The sequence below is a fragment of the Anaeromyxobacter terrae genome (assembly GCF_022690685.1).
In the GTDB taxonomy this organism is placed as follows: Bacteria; Myxococcota; Myxococcia; order Myxococcales; family Anaeromyxobacteraceae; genus Anaeromyxobacter; species Anaeromyxobacter terrae.
Genome location: NZ_JALCYY010000007.1, coordinates 17,090 through 35,155 on the forward strand (window position 1 = coordinate 17,090; position 18,066 = coordinate 35,155).

The window sequence follows — 18,066 nt, forward strand, 5'->3', positions numbered from 1 at the left end:
TGAATCACGCATGATCTACCTCGATCACAACGCCATCACGCCCATGCGCCCCGAGGCGATCGCCGCGGTGCACGCGGCGCTCGAGGTGTTCGGGAACCCGAGCTCGGTCCACGCCGCGGGCCGCGCCGCCCGCGACGTCCTCGACCGCGCCCGCGGCCAGGTGGCGGCCGCGCTCGGGGCCGCGCCCGCCGACCTCGTCTTCACGAGCGGCGCGACCGAGTCCGCCGCCCTCGCGATCCGCGGCGTGCTCGGCACCGCGCCCGCCGGCCGTCGCCGGCTCGTCGTCACCGCGGTCGAGCACCCCTGCGTGCTCTCGCTCGCCCGTGCGCTCGAGCGGAGCGGGACGCCGCTCACGGTCGTGCCGGTGGATCGCCGCGGCCTCGTCGATCCCGAACGGTTCCGCGCCGCGCTCGGGCCGGACGTGGCCCTCGCCTGCGCGATGCGCGCGAACAACGAGACCGGCGTCCTCCTGCCCGTCCCGGAGCTCGCCCACGCGGCGCGCGACGCGGGGGCCCTCTTCTTCTGCGACGCGGTCCAGGCGATCGGAAAGATCCCGCTCGACGTGCGGACGCTCGGCGCGGATCTCGTGGCGCTCACCGGCCAGAAGTTCGGCGGGCCCCGCGGAGCCGGCGCGCTGTGGGTGACCCCCGGCCTGCCGCTCGCGCCGCTCGGCGGCGGGGAGCAGGAGCGCGGCCGCCGGCCGGGCACGGAGAACCTGCCCGGCATCGCCGGGCTCGGAGCGGCCATCGAGGCGGCCTGTGCGCGGCGCGAGGAGGAGGCCGCACGGGTGGCGGCGCTCCGTGACCGCCTCGAGGCGGGGCTCCTCGCGGCGGTGCAGGGCGCGCGCGTGAACGGCGCGGACGCGCCGCGCCTGCCGGGCACGGCCTCGCTGACGTTCGAGGGCTGCGACGCCGAGGCGCTCCTCATGGCGATGGACGTGGACGGCCTCTGCGCGAGCGCGGGGTCGGCCTGCCACTCCGGGTCGACGAAGCCGTCGGGCGTGCTCCTCGCGCTCGGGCTCTCCGAGGCGGAGGCGCGGAGCACGATCCGCTTCTCGCTCGGCTGGACCACGAGCGCCGCGGACGTCGACGCCGCGCTGCGGATGGTCCCGCCGCTCGTGGCCCGCATCCGCGCCGCGATCCCGGCGGCCTGACGCGCCGGGGCGCGGCGTCACGCCCCGAACAGCCCCCGCACCACCGCCGCGATGGCGAGCTCGGTCCCCACCGCGCGGTCGTAGCGGAGGGCGAGCTCGGCGGCGACCTCGGCCGCGCTCTGCCAGCGCTCGTCCGGATCGGGCGCGAGGCAGCGCAGGACGAGCGCGTCGAGCTCGAACGGCAGCTCCGGCCGCACCTCCGACGGAGCGCGCAGGCGGCCCGCGAGGATCCGCTGGCCGACCTCGTTCACGTCCTGCCCCGGGAACGCGGGCGCGTTCGTGAGCAGCTCGAAGAGCACCGCGCCGAGGGCGAACACGTCGGTGCGCGGCGCGGGCGGCTCGCCGCGGATGAGCTCCGGGGCGAGGTAGTGCACCTTGCCGACCGCCCCCGGAGCGCGTCCGACCGCTCCCGCTGCGCGCGCGACGCCGAAGTCGCCGAGCTTCACCGCGCCGAGGCGAGAGACGAACACGTTGGAGGGGGAGACGTCGCAGTGGACGACCCGGAGCGGCGCGCCGTCCTCGTCCCGCCCCTCGTGCGCGTGGGCGAGCGCGCCCGCCACGACGTGGCCCACGTAGCAGCCGAAGTCGACGGGGAGGAGGATCCCCCGCGCCGCGCAGCGCGCGAGCACGTCGCGCAGGTTCCGCCCGTCCACGTACTCCATCGCGATGAAAGGCGCGCCGCCGGCGACGCCGGTCTCGAGCACCTCCACGATGGCCGGGTGTCGGAGCCGGCGCGTGACCGCCGCCTCCTCGGCGAGGAGCGCGACGTGCTCGGGGTCACGCGCCAGCTCGGGGAGGAGGCGCTTCAGCGCCACGGTGCGTCCGGCGTGCGGGCCGCGCCGGGCGACGGCGCGGTACACCTCGGCCATGCCGCCACGTCCGACGAGCGCCTCCACCGCGTAGTCGGCGAGCTCCGGCAGGACGCTCACGCGCGCCACCCGGCGGCGCGAGGCGCCGCGCCGGTGTAGGTGCAGCCGAGCGTACGAAGGGGTGCCCGCACGGGGTGATTCTACCCGTGGAGGCTGACGTCACCGCTTGACACTCCTCGCTCGGCCGCCTACGATCTGATTCGTAAAAACACTGCGCGTTCCGCGATGTTAGCTCTTTTTCTTGATCTAGATCTGCCCCTGCCGAGCTCGTGCTTGGGCCCCGCGTCGTTTGGGCCGACTTTGTGCCAAAGCGGAGCGCCCGCCCTCGTCCATGAGCAAGCTCCCAGCAGCGAGGGAGAAGCCTACGGACGCTGGTGCACCGGGTGCCCCACCTGTAGAAATACAGGTCCAAGCAACCGGGCCACACGGCTCTACGCGGGGGCTCTTTTTTTGCCCGCGGAGGCAGCGCTGAGCGGAACGCGCGAGATCGGGGCGAGCGAAGAGAAGCGCGCCCTCCGCGCCGCTCTCGTCGCCGCCCGCCGCGCCGTCCCCCCTGCCGAGCGGCTCGAGAAGTCCCGCACCATCGCAGCGCGGCTCGACGAGGTCCCCGCCTTTCGCTCGGCGCGCATCATCGCCCTCTACTCCGGGCTCGGCGCGGAGGTCGATACGGGCGCGATCGCCGCCCGCGCGCTCGCCCGCGGCGCCCTCCTCGTCTTCCCTCGCGTGGTCCCCGGCGATCGCCGCCTCGCCTTCGGGCGCTGCGCGCCGGACGCGCTCGCGTCCGGCTCCCTCGGCGCGCTGGAGCCGCCCGCCGACGCGCCCGAGGTTCCGCGCGAGGCGGTGGACCTGGTCCTCATGCCGGGCGTCGCGTTCTCGGCGGACGGTCACCGGCTCGGCCGCGGCGGCGGCTACTACGACGCCACCCTCGAGTCGATGCCGCGCGCCGTTCGCATCGGCCTGGCCTTCGAGCTCCAGGTCGTGCCCGCCCTGCCGTTCGAGGCGCACGACGCGCGCCTCGACGCGCTCGTGACGGAGGAGCGCACGCTCCTGTTCCGCCGAGAATCCCGTTGACGCGGGACCCTCCCGCTTGCGACACCTCCAACCTTGAAGGTCCTCTTCCTCGGTGACGTCTTCGGAAAGCCCGGCCGCCAGGCCGTGCAGCGGCTCGTCCCGCGCCTCATCGCGCGGGAGGGGCTCGACCTCGTGATCGCGAACGCGGAGAACTCGGCGTCGGGCGTGGGCGTCACGCCGGACACCGCCGAGGAGCTCCTCGCCGCCGAGGTCGACCTCCTCACGAGCGGCAACCACATCTGGTCCAAGCGCGAGATCGTGCCGTACCTCGAGCGCCCGGACGCCCGCCTGCTGCGCCCGGCGAACTATCCGCCCGGCACGCCGGGCCGGGGCCGTGCCGTCGTGCGGACGCCCGACGGCCGCCGCCTCGGCGTCGTGAACCTCGAGGGGCGCGTGTTCATGCGCTCGCTCGAGGATCCGTTCCGGGTCGCGGAGGAGGAGATCGCCGCCCTGCGGGCCGAGGGCGTGAAGGCGATCCTCGTCGACATGCACTGCGAGGCGACGAGCGAGAAGAACGCGATGGGCCACTTCCTCGACGGCAGAGTCTCGGCGGTGCTCGGCACGCACACGCACGTGCAGACCGCCGACGCGCGCGTCCTCGCCGGCGGCACCGCCTTCGTCACCGACGTGGGGATGTGCGGGCCGTGGGACTCGGTCATCGGCGTGAAGAAGGAGCTCGTCGTGGAGCGCTTCCTCACCGCGCGCCCCGTGCCGTTCGAGCCGGCGAAGCGCGACGTGTGGCTCCAGGGCGCCATCCTGGACATCGACGAAGACAGCGGCCGCGCGCGCGCCATCGCGCGCGTGCAGGAGAGGCTCGAGGAGACCTAGGCGATGGACCCCAACGCGAAGCTCAGGAGCGCGACGCCGGACGAGCAGTTCCAGGAGGTCACCCGCGCGGCGGTGGACCTGCACCTCGAGAAGGACCTCCGCGCGCGGCTCCAGAAGGCGTACGACACGGGCGTGCCGCTGCGGGTGAAGACGGGGTTCGACCCGACCGCGCCGGACCTGCACCTCGGCCACACGGTGCTCCTCTCCCGGATGCGCCGCTTCCAGCAGTTCGGCCACACCGTCATCTTCCTCATCGGCGACTTCACCGGCCTCATCGGCGATCCGACCGGCCGCAACAGCACGCGGCCGCCGCTCACGCCCGAGCAGCTCGCGGAGAACGCCGAGACCTACAAGAAGCAGGTCTTCAGGATCCTCGATCCCGCCGTGACCGAGGTCCGCTACAACTCCGAGTGGCTCGGCAAGATGGGCTTCGCCGACGTCATCCGGCTCGCGTCGCGCTACACGGTCGCGCGCATGCTCGAGCGCGACGACTTCAAGAAGCGCCACACCGGCAACATCCCCATCAGCGTGCACGAGTTCCTCTACCCGCTCGCGCAGGCGTACGACTCGGTCGCGCTGAAGGCGGACGTCGAGCTCGGCTCGTCGGACCAGCTCTTCAACCTGCTCGTCGGCCGCGCGATCATGCCGGACTACCAGCTCGCGCCGCAGGTGGTGCTCACCGGCCCGATCCTCGAGGGGCTCGACGCGAAGCTCGATCCCATCTCCGGCCGGATCTCCGGCAGCAAGATGTCGAAGTCGCTCGGCAACTACGTGGGCGTCGCCGAGGCGCCGGAGGAGCAGTTCGGCAAGCTCATGAGCGTCAGCGACGACCTCATGTGGCGCTACTACGAGCTCCTCTCCGACCGGACGAGCGCCGAGATCGGCGCGCTCCGGGCCGGGCACCCGAAGGACGCGAAGATCGCCCTCGCGAAGGAGATCGTCACCCGCTTCCACGGCGCGGACGCCGCGCGGCGGGCGGAGGAGCACTTCGCGCAGGTGCACGCGCGGCGCGAGGTGCCGGACGAGGTCGAGGAGCGGTCCGTCGCGCTCGACGGGCAGCCGAGCCTCCCGCTCGCGCGCCTGCTCGCGGACGTGAAGGTGGTCGCCTCCGGCAGCGAGGCGCGCCGGCTCATCGCCCAGGGCGGCGTGTCGGTGAACGGCGAGCGCGTGTCCGACGACAAGGCCACCCTCGGCGCGGGCGAGTGGCTCGTGAAGGTCGGGAAGCGCCGCTTCGTCAGGCTGAAGCTCGCCTGAGGCTGCCTCTCACCCGTTGAGCGACGCGCGGATCACCGCGCGCGCGTCTTCGGCTTCGTCTTCGGCTTGGGCTTCGCGGCCGTCTTCCGCGGCGGCACCGCGGGGCGCTTCGGAGCTGGCTTCGCGAGGGGCTTCGGCCTCGACCTGGCGGTCGGGATCGGCTTCGGGGTCGGGGTCGGGGTCGGGGTCGGGGTCGGGGTCGGGGTCGGGGTCGGGGTCGAGGTCGAGGTCGGGGTCGAGGTCGGGGTCGAGGTCGAGGTCGGGGTCGAGGTCGGGGTCGAGGTCGGGGTCGGGGTCGAGGTCGGGGTCGAGGTCGGGGTCGAGGTCGGGGTCGCGGTCGGGATCGCTGCTCGCCGGATCCCCTTCCCCAGCACGTACACCTCGTAGCTCGACTCGCGCACCGCCTCCGGGCGGATGACGTGCACCTCGTCGAAGCGCGCCTGAAGCTCCTTCTTCAGCACGGGGAACTCCCCGCCCATGAAGACCTTCGCGACGAACGCGCCGCCGGGGGCGAGCGTCTTCTCCGCGACGGAGAGGGCCATCCGCACGAGCTCGAGCGAGCGCGCCTCGTCGGTGATCTTCACGCCGATGGTCTTCGGCGCCATGTCGCTCGTGACGAGCTGGAACGGGCCGGCGTGCAGGGCGCGGATCTTGTCGAGCGCGTCGGGCGCGAGCAGGTCCACCAGGGCGGTCTTCACCCAGGCCTTGCCGAGGCGGCGGATGGGCTCGAGGTCCACGCCCACCGCGACGCCGGTCTCGCCCACCTCGTCCGCCAGGATCTGCAGGAACCCGCCGGGCGCGGCGCCGAGGTCGAGGACCGCCTGGCCCTTCCTGAGGAGGCGGTGGCGGCGGAGGATCTCGTCGATCTTGAAGGCGGAGCGCGCGCGCAGCCCCGCCTTCTTCGCCTTGCGGTAGTAGAAGTCCTTCGGATCGTAGGGCTTGGCCATGTGCTCGATTTGCCGCCCCGGGGCGGCGGCGGGTATCCTGCGCGCTCTCGCAGAGCAGTCAAGCCGACATGTCCCGGACCAAGACCGCCCTGCTCTGCGCCGTCGCCCTCACCGGGCTCGCCGCCACCGTCCGCTCCTCCCTCCGCGTGCGCTCCCTCGAGGCGGAGCTCCAGTCCGCCCGCATCGCCGGGCAGGCGGAGGGCGCCTCGTTCGTCGAGACGCTGCGGGGCGAGCACGCGGAGCGGCAGCGACTCGCGTTCGACCGCCGCCGCGATGTCGCCCTGGCGCTCGCGGGGGCCCGCCGCGACCGGCTCCTCGGGGCCCTCGCGATCGCCGCCGCCGCGCTCGGCCTCGGCTCGGGACGCGTGCTCTCGCGGCTCGCCGCGGAGGTCGAAGAGGACCGTCGCCACGTCCGCGCGGACGCGGAACGCGGACCGAATCGGTCCTGACCGCCGGCAAATGTCGATTGGAAAGGTCTGGATTTTCCCCAGGAAATTCGCGGGCCCACGCTTGACTCACCGAGGTCGGGCGGGGCATAACGCCTCTGCAACCCACCGCCTCGCAAACGGCGAAACGAGAGGATCGAAGAGATGGCCCTGAAGATCACGGAAGAGTGCATCAACTGCGGCGCGTGCGAGCCCGAGTGCCCGAACACGGCCATCACGCAGGGCGATGACCTCTACATCATCGAGGCTGCGAAGTGCACCGAGTGCAAGGGCCAGAACGACGCGCCGGCGTGTGCCGCGGTCTGCCCGGTCGACTGCTGCGTCTCCGCCTAAGCGGACTCAGACGGCGGTGACCCCGCGCCGGCCCGTCCCCAGGGGACGCGCCGGCGCTTCGCTTTTGGAAGGACGGCCCGGGCGGGCGCCAGGACGCTCCGGGCGCTTGGAGTATCCTGTCGCGCACCGGGCGGCGGACGGCCCGATGGACCCGCGCGGCCGGCGCCGCACCAGGAGCAGAGCATGGCGACCAAGATCACGGACGAGTGCATCAACTGCGGCGCGTGCGAGCCCGAGTGCCCGAACAGCGCGATCACCCAGGGCGAGGACATCTACGTCATCGACCCGAACCTCTGCACCGAGTGCGTCGGCTTCCACGGCGAGGAGGCCTGCGCTGCGGTGTGCCCGGTGGACTGCTGCATCCCGGACGAGGAGAAGGCCGAGACCGAGGAGCAGCTCTACGCGCGCCTCGCGATCGTCCACCCGGACAAGCAGTTCCCGCCGCTCGCCGAGCTCACCTCGGCGCTGTCGCGCTTCCGCAAGTAGCGCGGGCGCTTCGGCCCGGGAGTCTCGAACGCCCCGCCCGCCTCGCAGCGCGCGGGGCGTCGTCGTCTTAGGTGGATCCACCCTGAGGAGGCATCGATGGAGACGCTCACCGGTGGCCGGCTCGTCGCCCGCATGCTGCGCAAGGAGGGGGTGACGACGGCGTTCACGCTGTCCGGCCTGCACGTCGCGCCCATCTACGCGGGCTGCGTGGACGAGGGCGTCCGGCTCGTCGACACCCGCCACGAGCAGGCCGCCGCGCACGCCGCCGACGCCTGGGCGCGGCTCACGCGCGGCGTGGGCGTCGCCATCGTCACCGCGGGCCCGGGGGTCACCGACGCCGTGACCGGCGTCGCGAACGCCTGGGCGGCGAACGTGCCGCTCGTGCTCCTGGGCGGCGCCGCGCCGACCTTCAACCAGGGGCGCGGATCGCTGCAGGAGATGCCGCAGGTCCAGCTCTTCGCGGGCATCACCAAGTGGTCGGACCGCGTCCCCTCCGCGGACCTCGTGCCGAGCTTCCTCGCGAAGGCGTTCCGCGTGGCGCGCGCCGGGCGGCCGGGCCCGGTCTTCCTCGAGCTGCCCTGGGACGTGCTCTCGAACGGCGCCGACGAGGCGCTCGCCGAGGCGCAGACGCTGTACCGCACCGACGCGCGGATGCCCGGCGACCCGCGCAAGCTCGACGCCGCGCTCGCGCTCCTCGCCCGCGCCGAGCGGCCGGTGCTGCTCGGCGGCTCGTCGGTCTGGTGGGACGACGGCGTGGACGCGCTCGCGCGGCTCGCCACGCGCAGCGGGATCCCGGTCTACCTGAACGGCATGGGGCGCGGCTGCCTCCCGCCCGACCACCCGTCGGCGTTCCAGCTCTCGCGCAAGGAGGCGCTCGCGCAGGCGGACGTGGTCGTCGTCGTGGGCACGCCGCTCGACTTCCGCGTCGGCTACGGCACCGAGCCCACCTTCGCCCCCGGCGCCCGCGTCGTGCAGGTGGACGTGGAGGGCGCCGAGATCGGCCGGAACCGTCCGGTCGAGGTGGGCATCGTCGGCGACGCGCGGAGCGTGCTCGAGGCGCTCGAGGCGGGCGCGAAGCTCGCGCCGGGCGCGGCGGGGTGGCGGACGTTCCTGCGCGAGAAGGAGACCGCCCGCGCGGAGAAGCAGCGCGCGTACGAGGAGAGCGACCAGCGGCCCATCCACCACTTCCGGCTCGCGAAGGCGCTCGACCGCGTGGCGTCTCGCGCGGGCGACGTGACCTTCGTCGGCGACGGCGGGAACGTGGTCGCGGTCGCGGCGAAGGTGCTGAAGGTGCGGAAGCCCGGGCGCTGGCTCGACCCGGGCCCGCTCGGCTGCCTCGGCGTCGGCGCGCCGTTCGCGATCGCCGCGAAGCTGCTCGCGCCGGAGCGACCCGTGTGCGTCGTCCAGGGCGACGGCGCGTTCGGCCTGAACGGCTTCGACTTCGAGACCGCCGTGCGGTTCGGGCTGCCGATGGTGGTCGTCGTCGGGAACGACGCCGCCTGGGGACAGATCCTCGTCCCGCAGCGCGGCCTCTACGGCGACGACCACGCGGTCGCGACGAAGCTCGCGCCCACCCGCTACGACCGCGTCGTCGAGGCGTTCGGCGGCAAGGGCGAGCACGTCGACGACCCGGCCGACCTCGAGCCCGCGCTCGAGCGCGCGTTCGCCTCGGGGACGGTCTACTGCGTGGACGTGGCGATCGATCCGGAGGCGGCGGCGGCGAGCGGGGCGGCGGGGTACGCGATCTAGGAGTTGGCTTCGAGCCCGGGACCGCCGCTGCCGCGTCGGTTCCCTGCGGAGGTTGGCGATGGGACGCAAGGTGAAGCTGGACCGGACGACGGCCGCGGTGCTGGTGGTGGACGTGCAGGAGCGGCTCACCCCGGCGATGCCGGAGGAGACGCTCGAGCGGCTCGTGAAGTACGCGCGCGCGACGATCGGCGCGGCGAAGGAGCTCGGGCTGCCGGTGCTCGCGACCGAGCAGTATCCGAAGGGGCTCGGCCGGACGATCCCGGAGCTCCGCGAGCTCCTCCCCTCCCCGCCCCTCGAGAAGACCCGCTTCTCCTGCGGCGCCGACCCTGCGTTCGCGGCCGCGCTCGAGCAGACCGGCCGGAGGCAGGTGATCATCGTCGGGATGGAGACGCACGTGTGCGTGTTCCAGACGACGCGCGACCTCGTGGCGATGGGCTACGAGGTCCATGTCTGCGCCGACGCCGTGTCGAGCCGGACCGAGGAGCACCGCCGCGTCGGCCTCGAGCTCTGCCGCGAGGTGGGCGCCATCGTGACCACCGCGGAGACCGCGATCTTCGACCTGCTGCACGAGGCCGCGACCCCCGAGTTCCGGAAGGTGGCGCCGCTCGTGAAGTAGCCCCGCGGCCCCGGCCCGGACTCGCCGCCTGCCCTCCGTGCGCCGCAGGCGGAAGCCTCCCCGCCGCCCGCTCGCCCGTCAGCGCCAGGGAGCGGGAAGCCGGTTGACCGTGTCCGGTCGCGGTGCTACGTATCCGCTCCCCGCAGTTCCCGGGGCGTAGCGCAGCCTGGTAGCGCACTTGCTTGGGGTGCAAGTGGTCGCTGGTTCAAATCCAGTCGCCCCGACTCTCTGAAGGCCCCGGAGTTCCTCGCGAAAGCGATCGGCTCCGGGGCCTTCGCTTTTTCGGGTGAGCGGCTGCGGGTTGCGCCCAGGTTGCGCTTTGGCCGCCGCTGCGGGCCGAGCACGCTGCTCAACGACTCCCGCCGGCCCTACATGCGCGCGCGACACGGTTCGTGAACCACGTTGGCGTGCGTCGCGTTCAGTGCGAGGGTGTTCTCGATGAGGCCAGCCTTCCAAGCCGTGCTGTGGTGGGAGCGGCGGCGAGTCGTCTTCAACCTCGCGCTGCTCGTGACCGGCATGGTGTCGGGAGCGACGATGGTCGCCGTCGGTGGGCTCATGGTCGAGCCCGGACAGGACTTCATCGAGCCCACGCTGCTCTTCGTGGGCTCGGCCGCGTTCGCCGTCGTGGCGAATGCGTTCTACTGCGTCGGGTGGATCAGCGAGCTCCTCTGGAGCGGCGGCGATCCTTCCCGCACGGCCCCGTTCCGCGGGCGCGTGTTCCGGCACGGGACGCTGTTCCCCGTCGCGGTGACGCTCCTTCCCGCGCTCGTGACAGCCGCCTTGTGGGTGGTCTTCTAGGTGATCGCGCGGCGGCGGTAGACGCGCCACCCGGCGACGAGCTTCGAAGACACCGCCGAGGTGGGCCCTGCGCGAACTGCAGATGGGGGCGGACGCGACGATCTCGCCGCTTCGCTCATCGCGACCATGTGACACAACCTGGCGGTCGCGACGCTTCCGGCGGCCCGCCGTCGAACGCCGTGACCTGCGCGACACCTCCGCGGCAGTCGTACGTGATCAGCCGGTCGACGTAGACGTCGCCAACGAAGCCGCAGACGAGGAGCCCGTCCGTCGAGTCGATGAACTTCGGGCCCTCGCACGAGTACGTCGGCTGGCCGCACGCGCTGCGAACCTGGGTGCGAGTCGCGCCGACGCTGACGACGCAGGTCCCTCGCTCCTGCGGGACCGTCCACCGCGCGTGCGCCCAGATCCACGGCGGGAATGCGATGCTTGCGTAAAGCGCCGCTGCGACCACAAGCAGCCTCTGCCACCTCCGGCGCGCGAGCCGCCAGACGAGCACACCAGCCACGAGCGCGGCGAGGAGGGCGACGCTGTAGAGCATCACCTTGTCGGACTCGGATCGACACGACGCCTCGGCGCACAACCGCGCCGGGCAGACGGAGGCGACCGTGAAGCCGATCAGGCCGGCGGCGAAGAGCGAGTCGAGGCGCTTCAGCGCGGCAACGGCAGTCCGGGCGATCAGCATGGAGAACTCTGCGTCAGAGCGTAGCAGCCGGCGACGTTCGGGTCGCCTCATCGCTCTCCGACAGCGGCACGCCTCGTCGCACCTTCCGCCAGTGAAGGCTCGCGGTTGCCGGCCGAGCACCGTGAGGACGACCCGAGCCCTCGCGCGCAGACCGAGAGCGCGACCCGTCCCGACCGGACCCGTCCCGACCGAGAGCACCCGTCCCTACCGAGAGTACCGCCGCGCGAACCGCCGGCCATCCCGCGGCCGTGCGGAGGCCCCGACCGAGAGTACCGCCGCGCGAACCGCCGGCCATTCCGCGGCCGTTCTCGCATCGCGTAATCGTCTGTGATGACAAGGACGGGCGCGGCACGGCTCCTGCCTGCCCTCGCCGCGTGACCCCGCCTCGTCGCGTTTTGCCCGGAACCACCTACCTCGTGACGCGCCGCTGCTCGGAGCGACGCTTCTTCCTGCGGCCGAGTCGGGTCGTGAACGAGATCTTCCTCTACGTCCTCGCGGTCGCCGCGCGCCGCTACGGCGTCTGCGTCCACGCGGTCTGCGTCCTCTCGAACCACGCACATCTGGTGGTCACCGACTCCGAGGGCCGGCTCCCCGCGTTCATGCAGTACCTCGACTCCCTCGTCGCGCGGGCAGTGAACGCGTCCCTGGGGCGCTTCGAGGGCTTCTGGGCGACCGACGGCAGCTACAGCGCGGTCGAGCCGCTCGATCCGGCCGACGTCGTCGCCAAGACCGCCTATGTGCTCGCGAACCCGGTCGCCGCCGGCCTCGTCCGCCGCGGCGCCGAGTGGCCGGGCCTCTGGACCGCCCCCGCCCAGCTGGCGGGCACGAAGCTCTCGGTGCGGCGCCCCAAGGTCTTCTTCGACCCGAAGAGCCATTTGCCGGACGTCGCGGAGCTCGAGCTGACCGTCCCTCCCGGTTTCGCATCGGCGGAGGACTTCCGCGCGCTCGTATCGGAGGCGCTCGACGGCCTCGAGGCAAAGCACCAGGAGGAGGCCGCGTCGGAAAAGCGCAGGTTTCTCGGAGCTGCGCGCGTCCTCGCCCAGAACCCGTTTTCGCGTCCGCAGCCCGGCGAGCCGCGCTTCGGGCTCAGGCCGCGGATCGCCGCCCGCGACAAGTGGAGGCGGATCGAGGGGATCTTCCGTTTGAAGACGTTCCTGCGGGAGTACCGACAGGCCTGGACCGCGCGGCAGTCGGGCGCGTCCGACGCGAAGTTCCCGGCGGGCACCTACCTCCTGCGCCTCATGCACGGCGTGCTGTGCGCCGGCGCCGCGTAGACCGCTCCGCGCTCCATCAAGTCGATGAGGAACTCGGTCGCGATCGCATCCGGCGTCGCCGTGTGCGCGGCGTAGTGCCGACGATCGTCTGGCGTCGTCCGAGCCGCTTGGCGATCGGTTCGAGCGGTACTCACGGTCACTCGGTCTCGCGAGCGGTCTGTTCCGCACACCAGAGAGTCGGCCCTTAGGGTTCGCGAGCGGAGCCCGCGCCGGGCCCGGCCGATTACTCTCGGGCAGGGCCCCGGGCGACGTTCACCCCGCCGTCCGGGGTCGCGGCCACCCTCGAGCGCCGGGAGGGCCGCGGTGCGCCGCGTGGTCCGACCTGGGCACGGTCGCGACGATCGAGCCGATGGCGATCAGCACCATGAGCGCGTTGAACAGCAGGGCGGCGCCCGCCGCGAACCTGACCTGAACGTTGTCCGTTCGTCCCATGAAGATGCCAGCCAGAGGCGTGAAATCCTGCTCGTGGGCGAGGCCGGTGAACAGGGCGCCGGACAACGCGACGCCCAACGCCGCGCCGAGCGACGAGGCCATCTTGTAGATTCCCGAGGCGCTCCCAGCCTTTTCTTGCGGAACGTTCGATAGGGCGGCATCGGTGGACGGTGTCGCGTAGAGGCCGAGGCCGACGCCGAAGAGCGTGAACCCGACGAATGCCACGGCGATGTACTGCCGTGCCAGGAGGAAGGTGAACGTCGTGAGGACGATGCCGAGGGCGGTGATCCAGCAGCCGAGCAGCATGGGCCTTCTCGGGCCCCACTGCTGCAGGAGCTTCTCGCCCACACGAATCGTGGAGAGGATCGCCACCAGGTACCCGGCGGTCATCAGGCCGGACTGCAGGGACGACAACCCGGCCTCTTGCTGAACCAGCGTCAGGGCCACGAGGAGAGTCCCGGCGGCGCCGTTCAGCAAGAAGTTCGACAGCGTCGCCCCGGTGTAGGTCGTGTTCGAGAATAGCCGCAGGTCGATGAAGCCGTGGGAGCCGCGAGCCTCGATCCGCAGGAATGCGATCGTGCACACGACGAACAGAGCCGACAGCAGCTGCACCGACGGGCTCGTCCAACCCAGGGCGGATCCCTGCCCCATGACGACGTTCAGGGAGACCATCGCGCCCACGAACGCGAGGAGCCCGGGCCAGTCGAAGGGGCCGTGCGTGGCGGACGCGGCCTTGCTCTCGGGCGTGCCCCGGATGAGCAGGAAGCTCGCCGCCGAAACCGCGATGGACATCCAGAAGATCCAGCGCCAGCCCAGCGTGGAGGCAACGAGGCCGCCGAAGAGCGCGGACAGGCCCGAGCCACCCCACGAGCCGATGGACCAGTAGCTCACCGCGCGTTGGCGCTCCTTCCCCTCGAACCTGGCTTTTAGGAGGGCGAGCGTCGCCGGCATGATGCAGGCGGCGGACAGGCCCTGGATGATGCGCCCGGCCATCAGGAACGCCGCCGTGCCGCGCGGGGAGATGGCGATGAGCAGCGAGCCAACCACGCTGAAGGCCAGCCCGACGTAGGTCAACTTCACGCGACCGAGGCGGTCCGCCAGCCCGCCCGCGACGACGATGAAGATCCCCGAGAAGAGGGCGGTGATGCTGACGGCGATGTTGCTCGTGCCCTCCCCGATCCCGAGCCCGTCGCGCATGGCCGGCGCGACGTTCAGCGTGGTCTGGGCGAACAGCCAAAACGTCACAACCGCCAGGACGATCCCGATGACGAGCGAAGCGTCCCAACCGCCCGCGAAAGGTCGGCTACTGGAAGAGATCGAACTCGCCATGGCGATAGACCCGACCAGCCTTCATGACGAAGTCCACCTTGCGGGTCACGGCGATGTCCTCGAGAGGATCACCCGGCATGGCGACCAGATCGGCCTTCATGCCGGGGGCGATCACACCCAGATCGTTTCGCAGCAAGAGCGCGGCGGCCTGACTCGTACCCGCCTTCAATGCGCGGGCGGGGGAGAGGCCCGACGCTACCATCGCCTGGAACTCGAGGATGCCCTCGCTGAACGGAAACATCCCGCAATCCGTCCCGAGCGCCACATCGACCTTGCTCCGTGCAATACGCCGCTGCGCTTGCTCGATCGCGGCAACATCGCGGCGAAACTTCCAAACCGCCTGATCGGGAAGCTTGCCTGCTTCGAGGAGCGCCTTGTCCTCCTGCGTCATCTGCATGGTGGGCACGAGGAACGCTCCAGCCTTCTCGGCCATCGCGACTCCTTCGTCGTCGATGAGGTAGCAGTGCTCGAGGCTGCGGGCGCCTGCACGCAGTGCTTGCTTGCACCCGTCCGCTGCCCCGGTGTGCACGGCGAGCGGCATCCCGAGTTGCTGGGCGGTCTGCCCGAGGGTCTGCATCTCGTCCTCGAACCAGGTCACTCTGGCCGGATCGTCGCCGGCGCTCATGTAGCCTCCTGTGTTCATCGTCTTGATCCAGTCGCCGGAGAACGCACGCTCCATCCGGACCAACTCGCGAATCCTCGCGGGAGAATCCGCAACCCGAGACGTCTCAGTGTGGCAACGGCACGGAAGCATCCCCTGCAAGTCGCCGTGGCCCGCGGTCGAGCTGATCATGTGGGCGGCCACGATCAGGCGCGGCCCCAGGGCTAGACCCCCGTCGATCGCGTCGCGCAGATCGATCGTGGGCCATCCCGGATCCAGAACCCCCAGATCGCGGAGCGTCGTGAAGCCGTAGCGCATGTACTGCTGGGCGTGGCGAAGTCCCGCGAGCGCCTTGGTCGACGCGCGCTGAAGGGTCTGGCGCGCGAGATTCAGGCCATCTACGCAGAGATGAACGTGCGTATCGATGAAACCCGGAGCTACGGTGCGGTCGCTCAGATCGTAGATCTTGGTGCCGGCGGAGCGGCGGGCCGAGCGGGAGAGCTCGGCGATCGTGTCATCCTCAATCACAATCTCGGTGGGCCCGAGCAATCGGTCATCGCGACCGTCGAACAGATCTCCGCAGATCACCACAGTCGTCGTCATCGGACGCCCCAGAGGTCCTGAAGGTCCCTGATTGCGACCGCGGCGCCGAGGATCGCGGAGGAGGATCCTTCAACCTTCAAGAAGGATGAAGCGAGGCCGCGCACACGCCAAGGCATCCCATCGCGGGACCTGATGCGGCGCTCGCCGGCCACCGGTGGAGGAGCGCGGCGCCTCTTCGCAGCCACCTTCCGAGGGCCACCGCACGGTCGGCCCTCATGTTCGAGGAGCTCCGTAGCGCCGGGGGCAACCGCCGTGTCGGTGCGCCGGCAGTCAAACGCTCGGCGCTCCGCACGGAGCGCTTGCACGTAACCATCGGGTTAGATAGCCTCCTGGTTAGATGCCAGCAGACGCGTTGAGCCTGACGTTTGCCGCGCTCGCCGACCCGACGCGGCGAGCGATCCTGAAGCGGCTGGCCGCCGGGACCGCGAACGTGAAGGAGCTGTCGCGGCCCTTCGACATGAGCGGTCCGGCGGTGTGCAAGCACCTGCGTGTGCTGGAGCGAGCCGGGTTGATCCGGCGCGGTCGCGAGGCGCAGTCGCGGCCGTGCCAGCTCGAGCCCGCGCCGCTCAAGCAGGTCGTCGCCTGGGCGGAGGGGTACCGCGCGTTCTGGGACGCGGGCTTCGACCGCCTCGACGTGTACCTTCAGAAGGCGCACGCGCAGCGCCGGAAGGAGGTGCGCGATGCCCGCCGCCGGAAGCGCTAGCGACCTACTCGACGAACGCGAGTTTGCGGTCCCGCGCGAGCTGGTGTTCGAGGCCTGGACCGTGGCGGAGCACTTCGCGCGCTGGTTCGCTCCGCACGGCGTCGACGTTCCGCTGTGCGAGATGGATGCGCGCCCCGGCGGCGCGCTCCGCTTCCATCATCGGTTCGCCACCGGCGAGCTGGTGTCGATCAAGGGCGTGTTCGACGAGGTGATCGCGCCGTCCCGGCTGCGCTTCACGTTCACGTTCGTCGATGCCGATGACCGGCCGAGCGCGCCGCCGGTGTTCCCGGAGTGGCCGGTCGGCGTCCACATCGTGATGACCGTCGAGCTGTACGCGACACCGCGCGGCACGCGCATGACGGTTCGCCAGCGCGTCGCGGAGCCCGAGGCGGCCGGCACCCCGCCGGTGGTGCGCCACCACAAGCTCGCCGGCGAGGGCTGGCGTCAGACCGCCGAGCGGCTGGTCGAGTACCTCGAACACAGGAGCACGCGATGGCCAGGCTGATCTATGCGATGAACATCTCCCTCGACGGCTACATCTCCGATCGCGACGGCAAGTTCGACTGGTCCGTGCCGACGCCGGAGCTGTTCGCGGCCTTCAACGACCTCCAGCGCCCGATCGGCACGTACCTCTACGGCCGCCGCCTGTACGAGACGATGGCCGTCTGGGACACCGCCCATCTCGAGCCCGGCGGGCCTGCGTTCATCCCCGGCCTGGGCGAGCTCGAGCGCGAGTTCGCGACGATGTGGCGGGCCGCGGACAAGGTCGTGTTCTCGACGACGCTGGCGCGCGCGTCGACCCCGCGCACGCGCATCGAGCGCGCCTTCGAGCCCGACCAGGTGCGCCGGCTCAAGGCGACGAGCGAGCTCGACCTCACCGTCGGCGGCCCGCACCTCGCGGGGGCGATGATCGCCGCGAACCTCGTCGACGAGCTCCAGGCGTTCATCCACCCGATCATGATCGGCGGCGGCCATCCCTGGCTGCCGGGCGACCTCCGCGTTCCGCTCGAGCTCGTCGGCGAGCGCCGCCTCGGCCGCGTCGTTCACCTGCGCTATCGACCGAGCTAGTGCACGCGGTCGATCCCCTTGCGCAGCGACGTGCCGGCGAGCACCGGCGCCCCGGGACAGACGAGGCCCTCGAGGTCCAGCTTGCGGCGGCCGAGCTCGTCGAACACGCGGACCGCGCCGGTCGCCGGATCGGCGAACGTGACCCCGGCGAGGAACGAGGACAGCTGGCCTCGGTGCCGGGCGTGCGCGGCGAGATGTGGACGAACACCGTGTTGGTCTCCTGGGCCGCGTGGCAGCCGTTGCACGTGTTGAGCGCGAAGTGATGCCGGGCGCTGGGATCGCTGCCGGGCGAGAACCACGTGCCGAGGTCGTTGAACACGGCCCCGGCCTGTAACGGCTGGCCCGCGAAGACGAGCGGCACTTCGAGCGCCGCCCGTACGATCCGTGGTCGGCGTACGGTCAGTCCAAGACCGCCAACGCTCTCTTCGCCGTCGCGGCGACCACGCGCTGGCGCGACGACGGCATCACCGCGAACGCGCTGCACCCGGGCGCCATCCACACCGCCCTCCAGCGTCACGTCTCGGAGGAGGAGCTGGAGCGCCTCCGGCGGTCCATGGGGGGAGCGCAGACGATCCCGTGGAAGACGCCGGAGCAGGGCGCGGCGACCTCGGTCGTGCTCGCGACGTCCCCGCAGCTCGAGGGGCTCGGCGGGCGCTACTTCGAGGACTGCAGCGAGGCGCTGCCCAACAACCCCGGGACGCGCACCGGCGTCGCCCCGTGGGCCCTGGATCCCGAGGTGGCGGCGCGGCTCTGGACGGTGTCCGAGCACGCGGTCGATCGCGCGTAGTCACCTCACAGCAAAGGAGAGACTCGAGTGACCA

Annotated in this window: 19 protein-coding genes, 1 tRNA gene and 1 pseudogene; 16 read left to right on the forward strand and 5 right to left on the reverse strand. The window is 71.7% G+C overall.

Annotated elements, in window-relative coordinates:
- Positions 1-10 precede the first annotated feature (10 nt).
- A complete protein-coding gene (locus tag MNY62_RS04580; protein ID WP_242342926.1) occupies positions 11-1,153 on the forward strand; it encodes a cysteine desulfurase family protein in 1,143 nt (380 codons plus the stop codon).
- A 17-nt stretch (positions 1,154-1,170) separates the two neighbouring features.
- On the opposite strand, the gene MNY62_RS04585 is transcribed toward MNY62_RS04580, so the two are convergent.
- Positions 1,171-2,082, reverse strand: coding sequence for a serine/threonine-protein kinase (locus MNY62_RS04585; RefSeq protein WP_242342927.1), 912 nt, complete (start codon positions 2,080-2,082; stop codon positions 1,171-1,173).
- Between the two features lie 390 nt (positions 2,083-2,472).
- Between MNY62_RS04585 and MNY62_RS04590 the strand changes: the two genes are divergently transcribed.
- Genes MNY62_RS04590 through tyrS form a run of 3 tightly spaced genes read left to right on the forward strand, consistent with a single transcriptional unit; the run spans position 2,473 to position 5,175 of the window.
- Positions 2,473-3,093 carry a 5-formyltetrahydrofolate cyclo-ligase gene (locus tag MNY62_RS04590; protein ID WP_242342928.1) on the forward strand — a complete coding sequence of 207 codons (621 nt, stop codon included), beginning with the start codon at positions 2,473-2,475 and terminating at the stop codon, positions 3,091-3,093.
- Positions 3,094-3,126: 33 nt separating this feature from the next.
- Positions 3,127-3,921, forward strand: coding sequence for a TIGR00282 family metallophosphoesterase (locus MNY62_RS04595; RefSeq protein WP_242342929.1), 795 nt, complete (start codon positions 3,127-3,129; stop codon positions 3,919-3,921).
- Positions 3,922-3,924: 3 nt separating this feature from the next.
- Positions 3,925-5,175: a tyrosine--tRNA ligase gene (gene tyrS, locus MNY62_RS04600; RefSeq protein WP_242342930.1), complete on the forward strand. Its 1,251-nt coding sequence runs from the start codon at positions 3,925-3,927 to the stop codon at positions 5,173-5,175.
- A gap of 332 nt (positions 5,176-5,507) precedes the next feature.
- Here the strand turns inward: tyrS and MNY62_RS25630 are convergent.
- Positions 5,508-6,122, reverse strand: a pseudogene (locus MNY62_RS25630) (SAM-dependent methyltransferase); the annotation flags it as partial.
- Positions 6,123-6,190: 68 nt separating this feature from the next.
- Between MNY62_RS25630 and MNY62_RS04610 the strand changes: the two are divergent.
- From MNY62_RS04610 to MNY62_RS04640, 7 genes are all read left to right on the forward strand, one after another.
- Entirely contained in the window at positions 6,191-6,571 is a 381-nt protein-coding gene (locus tag MNY62_RS04610) for a hypothetical protein (RefSeq protein ID WP_242342932.1), read from the forward strand.
- A gap of 141 nt (positions 6,572-6,712) precedes the next feature.
- Entirely contained in the window at positions 6,713-6,901 is a 189-nt protein-coding gene (locus tag MNY62_RS04615) for a YfhL family 4Fe-4S dicluster ferredoxin (RefSeq protein ID WP_242342933.1), read from the forward strand.
- 183 nt (positions 6,902-7,084) lie between these two features.
- Positions 7,085-7,387 (forward strand): YfhL family 4Fe-4S dicluster ferredoxin, encoded by a 303-nt coding sequence (locus tag MNY62_RS04620; protein ID WP_242342934.1) that lies wholly within the window; start codon positions 7,085-7,087, stop codon positions 7,385-7,387.
- A gap of 96 nt (positions 7,388-7,483) precedes the next feature.
- Entirely contained in the window at positions 7,484-9,136 is a 1,653-nt protein-coding gene (locus tag MNY62_RS04625; RefSeq protein WP_242342935.1) for a thiamine pyrophosphate-binding protein, read from the forward strand.
- Positions 9,137-9,194: 58 nt separating this feature from the next.
- Positions 9,195-9,752, forward strand: a complete 558-nt coding sequence (locus tag MNY62_RS04630) for a hydrolase (protein ID WP_242342936.1) — start codon at positions 9,195-9,197, stop codon at positions 9,750-9,752.
- 150 nt (positions 9,753-9,902) lie between these two features.
- A tRNA-Pro gene (locus MNY62_RS04635) sits at positions 9,903-9,976 on the forward strand.
- 214 nt (positions 9,977-10,190) lie between these two features.
- Positions 10,191-10,550: a hypothetical protein gene (locus MNY62_RS04640; protein WP_242342937.1), complete on the forward strand. Its 360-nt coding sequence runs from the start codon at positions 10,191-10,193 to the stop codon at positions 10,548-10,550.
- 115 nt (positions 10,551-10,665) lie between these two features.
- Here the strand turns inward: MNY62_RS04640 and MNY62_RS04645 are convergent, their stop codons facing one another.
- The gene (locus MNY62_RS04645) at positions 10,666-11,286 is read right to left on the reverse strand and encodes a hypothetical protein (protein ID WP_242342938.1); all 621 of its coding nucleotides are present in this window, start codon (positions 11,284-11,286) and stop codon (positions 10,666-10,668) included.
- A 323-nt stretch (positions 11,287-11,609) separates the two neighbouring features.
- Here MNY62_RS04645 and MNY62_RS04650 point away from each other — a divergent pair, with 323 nt between their 5' ends.
- Positions 11,610-12,509 carry a hypothetical protein gene (locus MNY62_RS04650; protein WP_242342939.1) on the forward strand — a complete coding sequence of 300 codons (900 nt, stop codon included), beginning with the start codon at positions 11,610-11,612 and terminating at the stop codon, positions 12,507-12,509.
- 252 nt (positions 12,510-12,761) lie between these two features.
- On the opposite strand, the gene MNY62_RS04655 is transcribed toward MNY62_RS04650, so the two are convergent.
- Positions 12,762-14,270, reverse strand: coding sequence for an MFS transporter (locus MNY62_RS04655; RefSeq protein WP_242342940.1), 1,509 nt, complete (start codon positions 14,268-14,270; stop codon positions 12,762-12,764).
- The gene (locus MNY62_RS04660; RefSeq protein ID WP_242342941.1) at positions 14,245-15,474 is read right to left on the reverse strand and encodes an amidohydrolase family protein; all 1,230 of its coding nucleotides are present in this window, start codon (positions 15,472-15,474) and stop codon (positions 14,245-14,247) included. Before MNY62_RS04660 ends, MNY62_RS04655 begins: the two co-directional genes overlap by 26 nt.
- 337 nt (positions 15,475-15,811) lie before the next feature.
- Here MNY62_RS04660 and MNY62_RS04665 point away from each other — a divergent pair, with 337 nt between their 5' ends.
- The 4 genes from MNY62_RS04665 (at position 15,812) to MNY62_RS04680 (ending at position 18,032) form a co-directional block, all read left to right on the forward strand.
- Positions 15,812-16,177, forward strand: coding sequence for an ArsR/SmtB family transcription factor (locus MNY62_RS04665; RefSeq protein WP_242342942.1), 366 nt, complete (start codon positions 15,812-15,814; stop codon positions 16,175-16,177).
- On the forward strand, positions 16,155-16,682 hold the full coding sequence (locus MNY62_RS04670) for an SRPBCC family protein (RefSeq protein ID WP_242342943.1): 528 nt from the start codon (positions 16,155-16,157) through the stop codon (positions 16,680-16,682). The genes MNY62_RS04665 and MNY62_RS04670 overlap by 23 nt, the downstream gene beginning before the upstream one ends.
- The gene (locus MNY62_RS04675; RefSeq protein WP_242342944.1) at positions 16,670-17,245 is read left to right on the forward strand and encodes a dihydrofolate reductase family protein; all 576 of its coding nucleotides are present in this window, start codon (positions 16,670-16,672) and stop codon (positions 17,243-17,245) included. The genes MNY62_RS04670 and MNY62_RS04675 overlap by 13 nt, the downstream gene beginning before the upstream one ends.
- Before the next feature lie 553 nt (positions 17,246-17,798).
- Complete coding sequence (locus MNY62_RS04680) at positions 17,799-18,032, forward strand: SDR family NAD(P)-dependent oxidoreductase (RefSeq protein ID WP_242342945.1); 234 nt, start codon at positions 17,799-17,801, stop codon at positions 18,030-18,032.
- The last annotated feature ends 34 nt before the right edge of the window (positions 18,033-18,066 follow it).

Coding starts and splice junctions, on each gene's coding strand:
- MNY62_RS04620 (WP_242342934.1), top strand. CDS start 7,085: ATGGCGACCAAGATCACGGACGAGTGCATCAACTGCGGCGCGTGCGAG.
- MNY62_RS04640 (WP_242342937.1), top strand. CDS start 10,191: ATGAGGCCAGCCTTCCAAGCCGTGCTGTGGTGGGAGCGGCGGCGAGTC.
- MNY62_RS04615 (WP_242342933.1), top strand. CDS start 6,713: ATGGCCCTGAAGATCACGGAAGAGTGCATCAACTGCGGCGCGTGCGAG.
- MNY62_RS04580 (WP_242342926.1), top strand. CDS start 11: ATGATCTACCTCGATCACAACGCCATCACGCCCATGCGCCCCGAGGCG.
- MNY62_RS04610 (WP_242342932.1), top strand. CDS start 6,191: ATGTCCCGGACCAAGACCGCCCTGCTCTGCGCCGTCGCCCTCACCGGG.
- tyrS (WP_242342930.1), top strand. CDS start 3,925: ATGGACCCCAACGCGAAGCTCAGGAGCGCGACGCCGGACGAGCAGTTC.
- MNY62_RS04675 (WP_242342944.1), top strand. CDS start 16,670: ATGGCCAGGCTGATCTATGCGATGAACATCTCCCTCGACGGCTACATC.
- MNY62_RS04625 (WP_242342935.1), top strand. CDS start 7,484: ATGGAGACGCTCACCGGTGGCCGGCTCGTCGCCCGCATGCTGCGCAAG.
- MNY62_RS04680 (WP_242342945.1), top strand. CDS start 17,799: ATGGGGGGAGCGCAGACGATCCCGTGGAAGACGCCGGAGCAGGGCGCG.
- MNY62_RS04670 (WP_242342943.1), top strand. CDS start 16,155: ATGCCCGCCGCCGGAAGCGCTAGCGACCTACTCGACGAACGCGAGTTT.
- MNY62_RS04645 (WP_242342938.1), bottom strand. CDS start 11,286: ATGAGGCGACCCGAACGTCGCCGGCTGCTACGCTCTGACGCAGAGTTC.
- MNY62_RS04660 (WP_242342941.1), bottom strand. CDS start 15,474: ATGACGACGACTGTGGTGATCTGCGGAGATCTGTTCGACGGTCGCGAT.
- MNY62_RS04655 (WP_242342940.1), bottom strand. CDS start 14,270: ATGGCGAGTTCGATCTCTTCCAGTAGCCGACCTTTCGCGGGCGGTTGG.
- MNY62_RS04630 (WP_242342936.1), top strand. CDS start 9,195: ATGGGACGCAAGGTGAAGCTGGACCGGACGACGGCCGCGGTGCTGGTG.
- MNY62_RS04665 (WP_242342942.1), top strand. CDS start 15,812: ATGCCAGCAGACGCGTTGAGCCTGACGTTTGCCGCGCTCGCCGACCCG.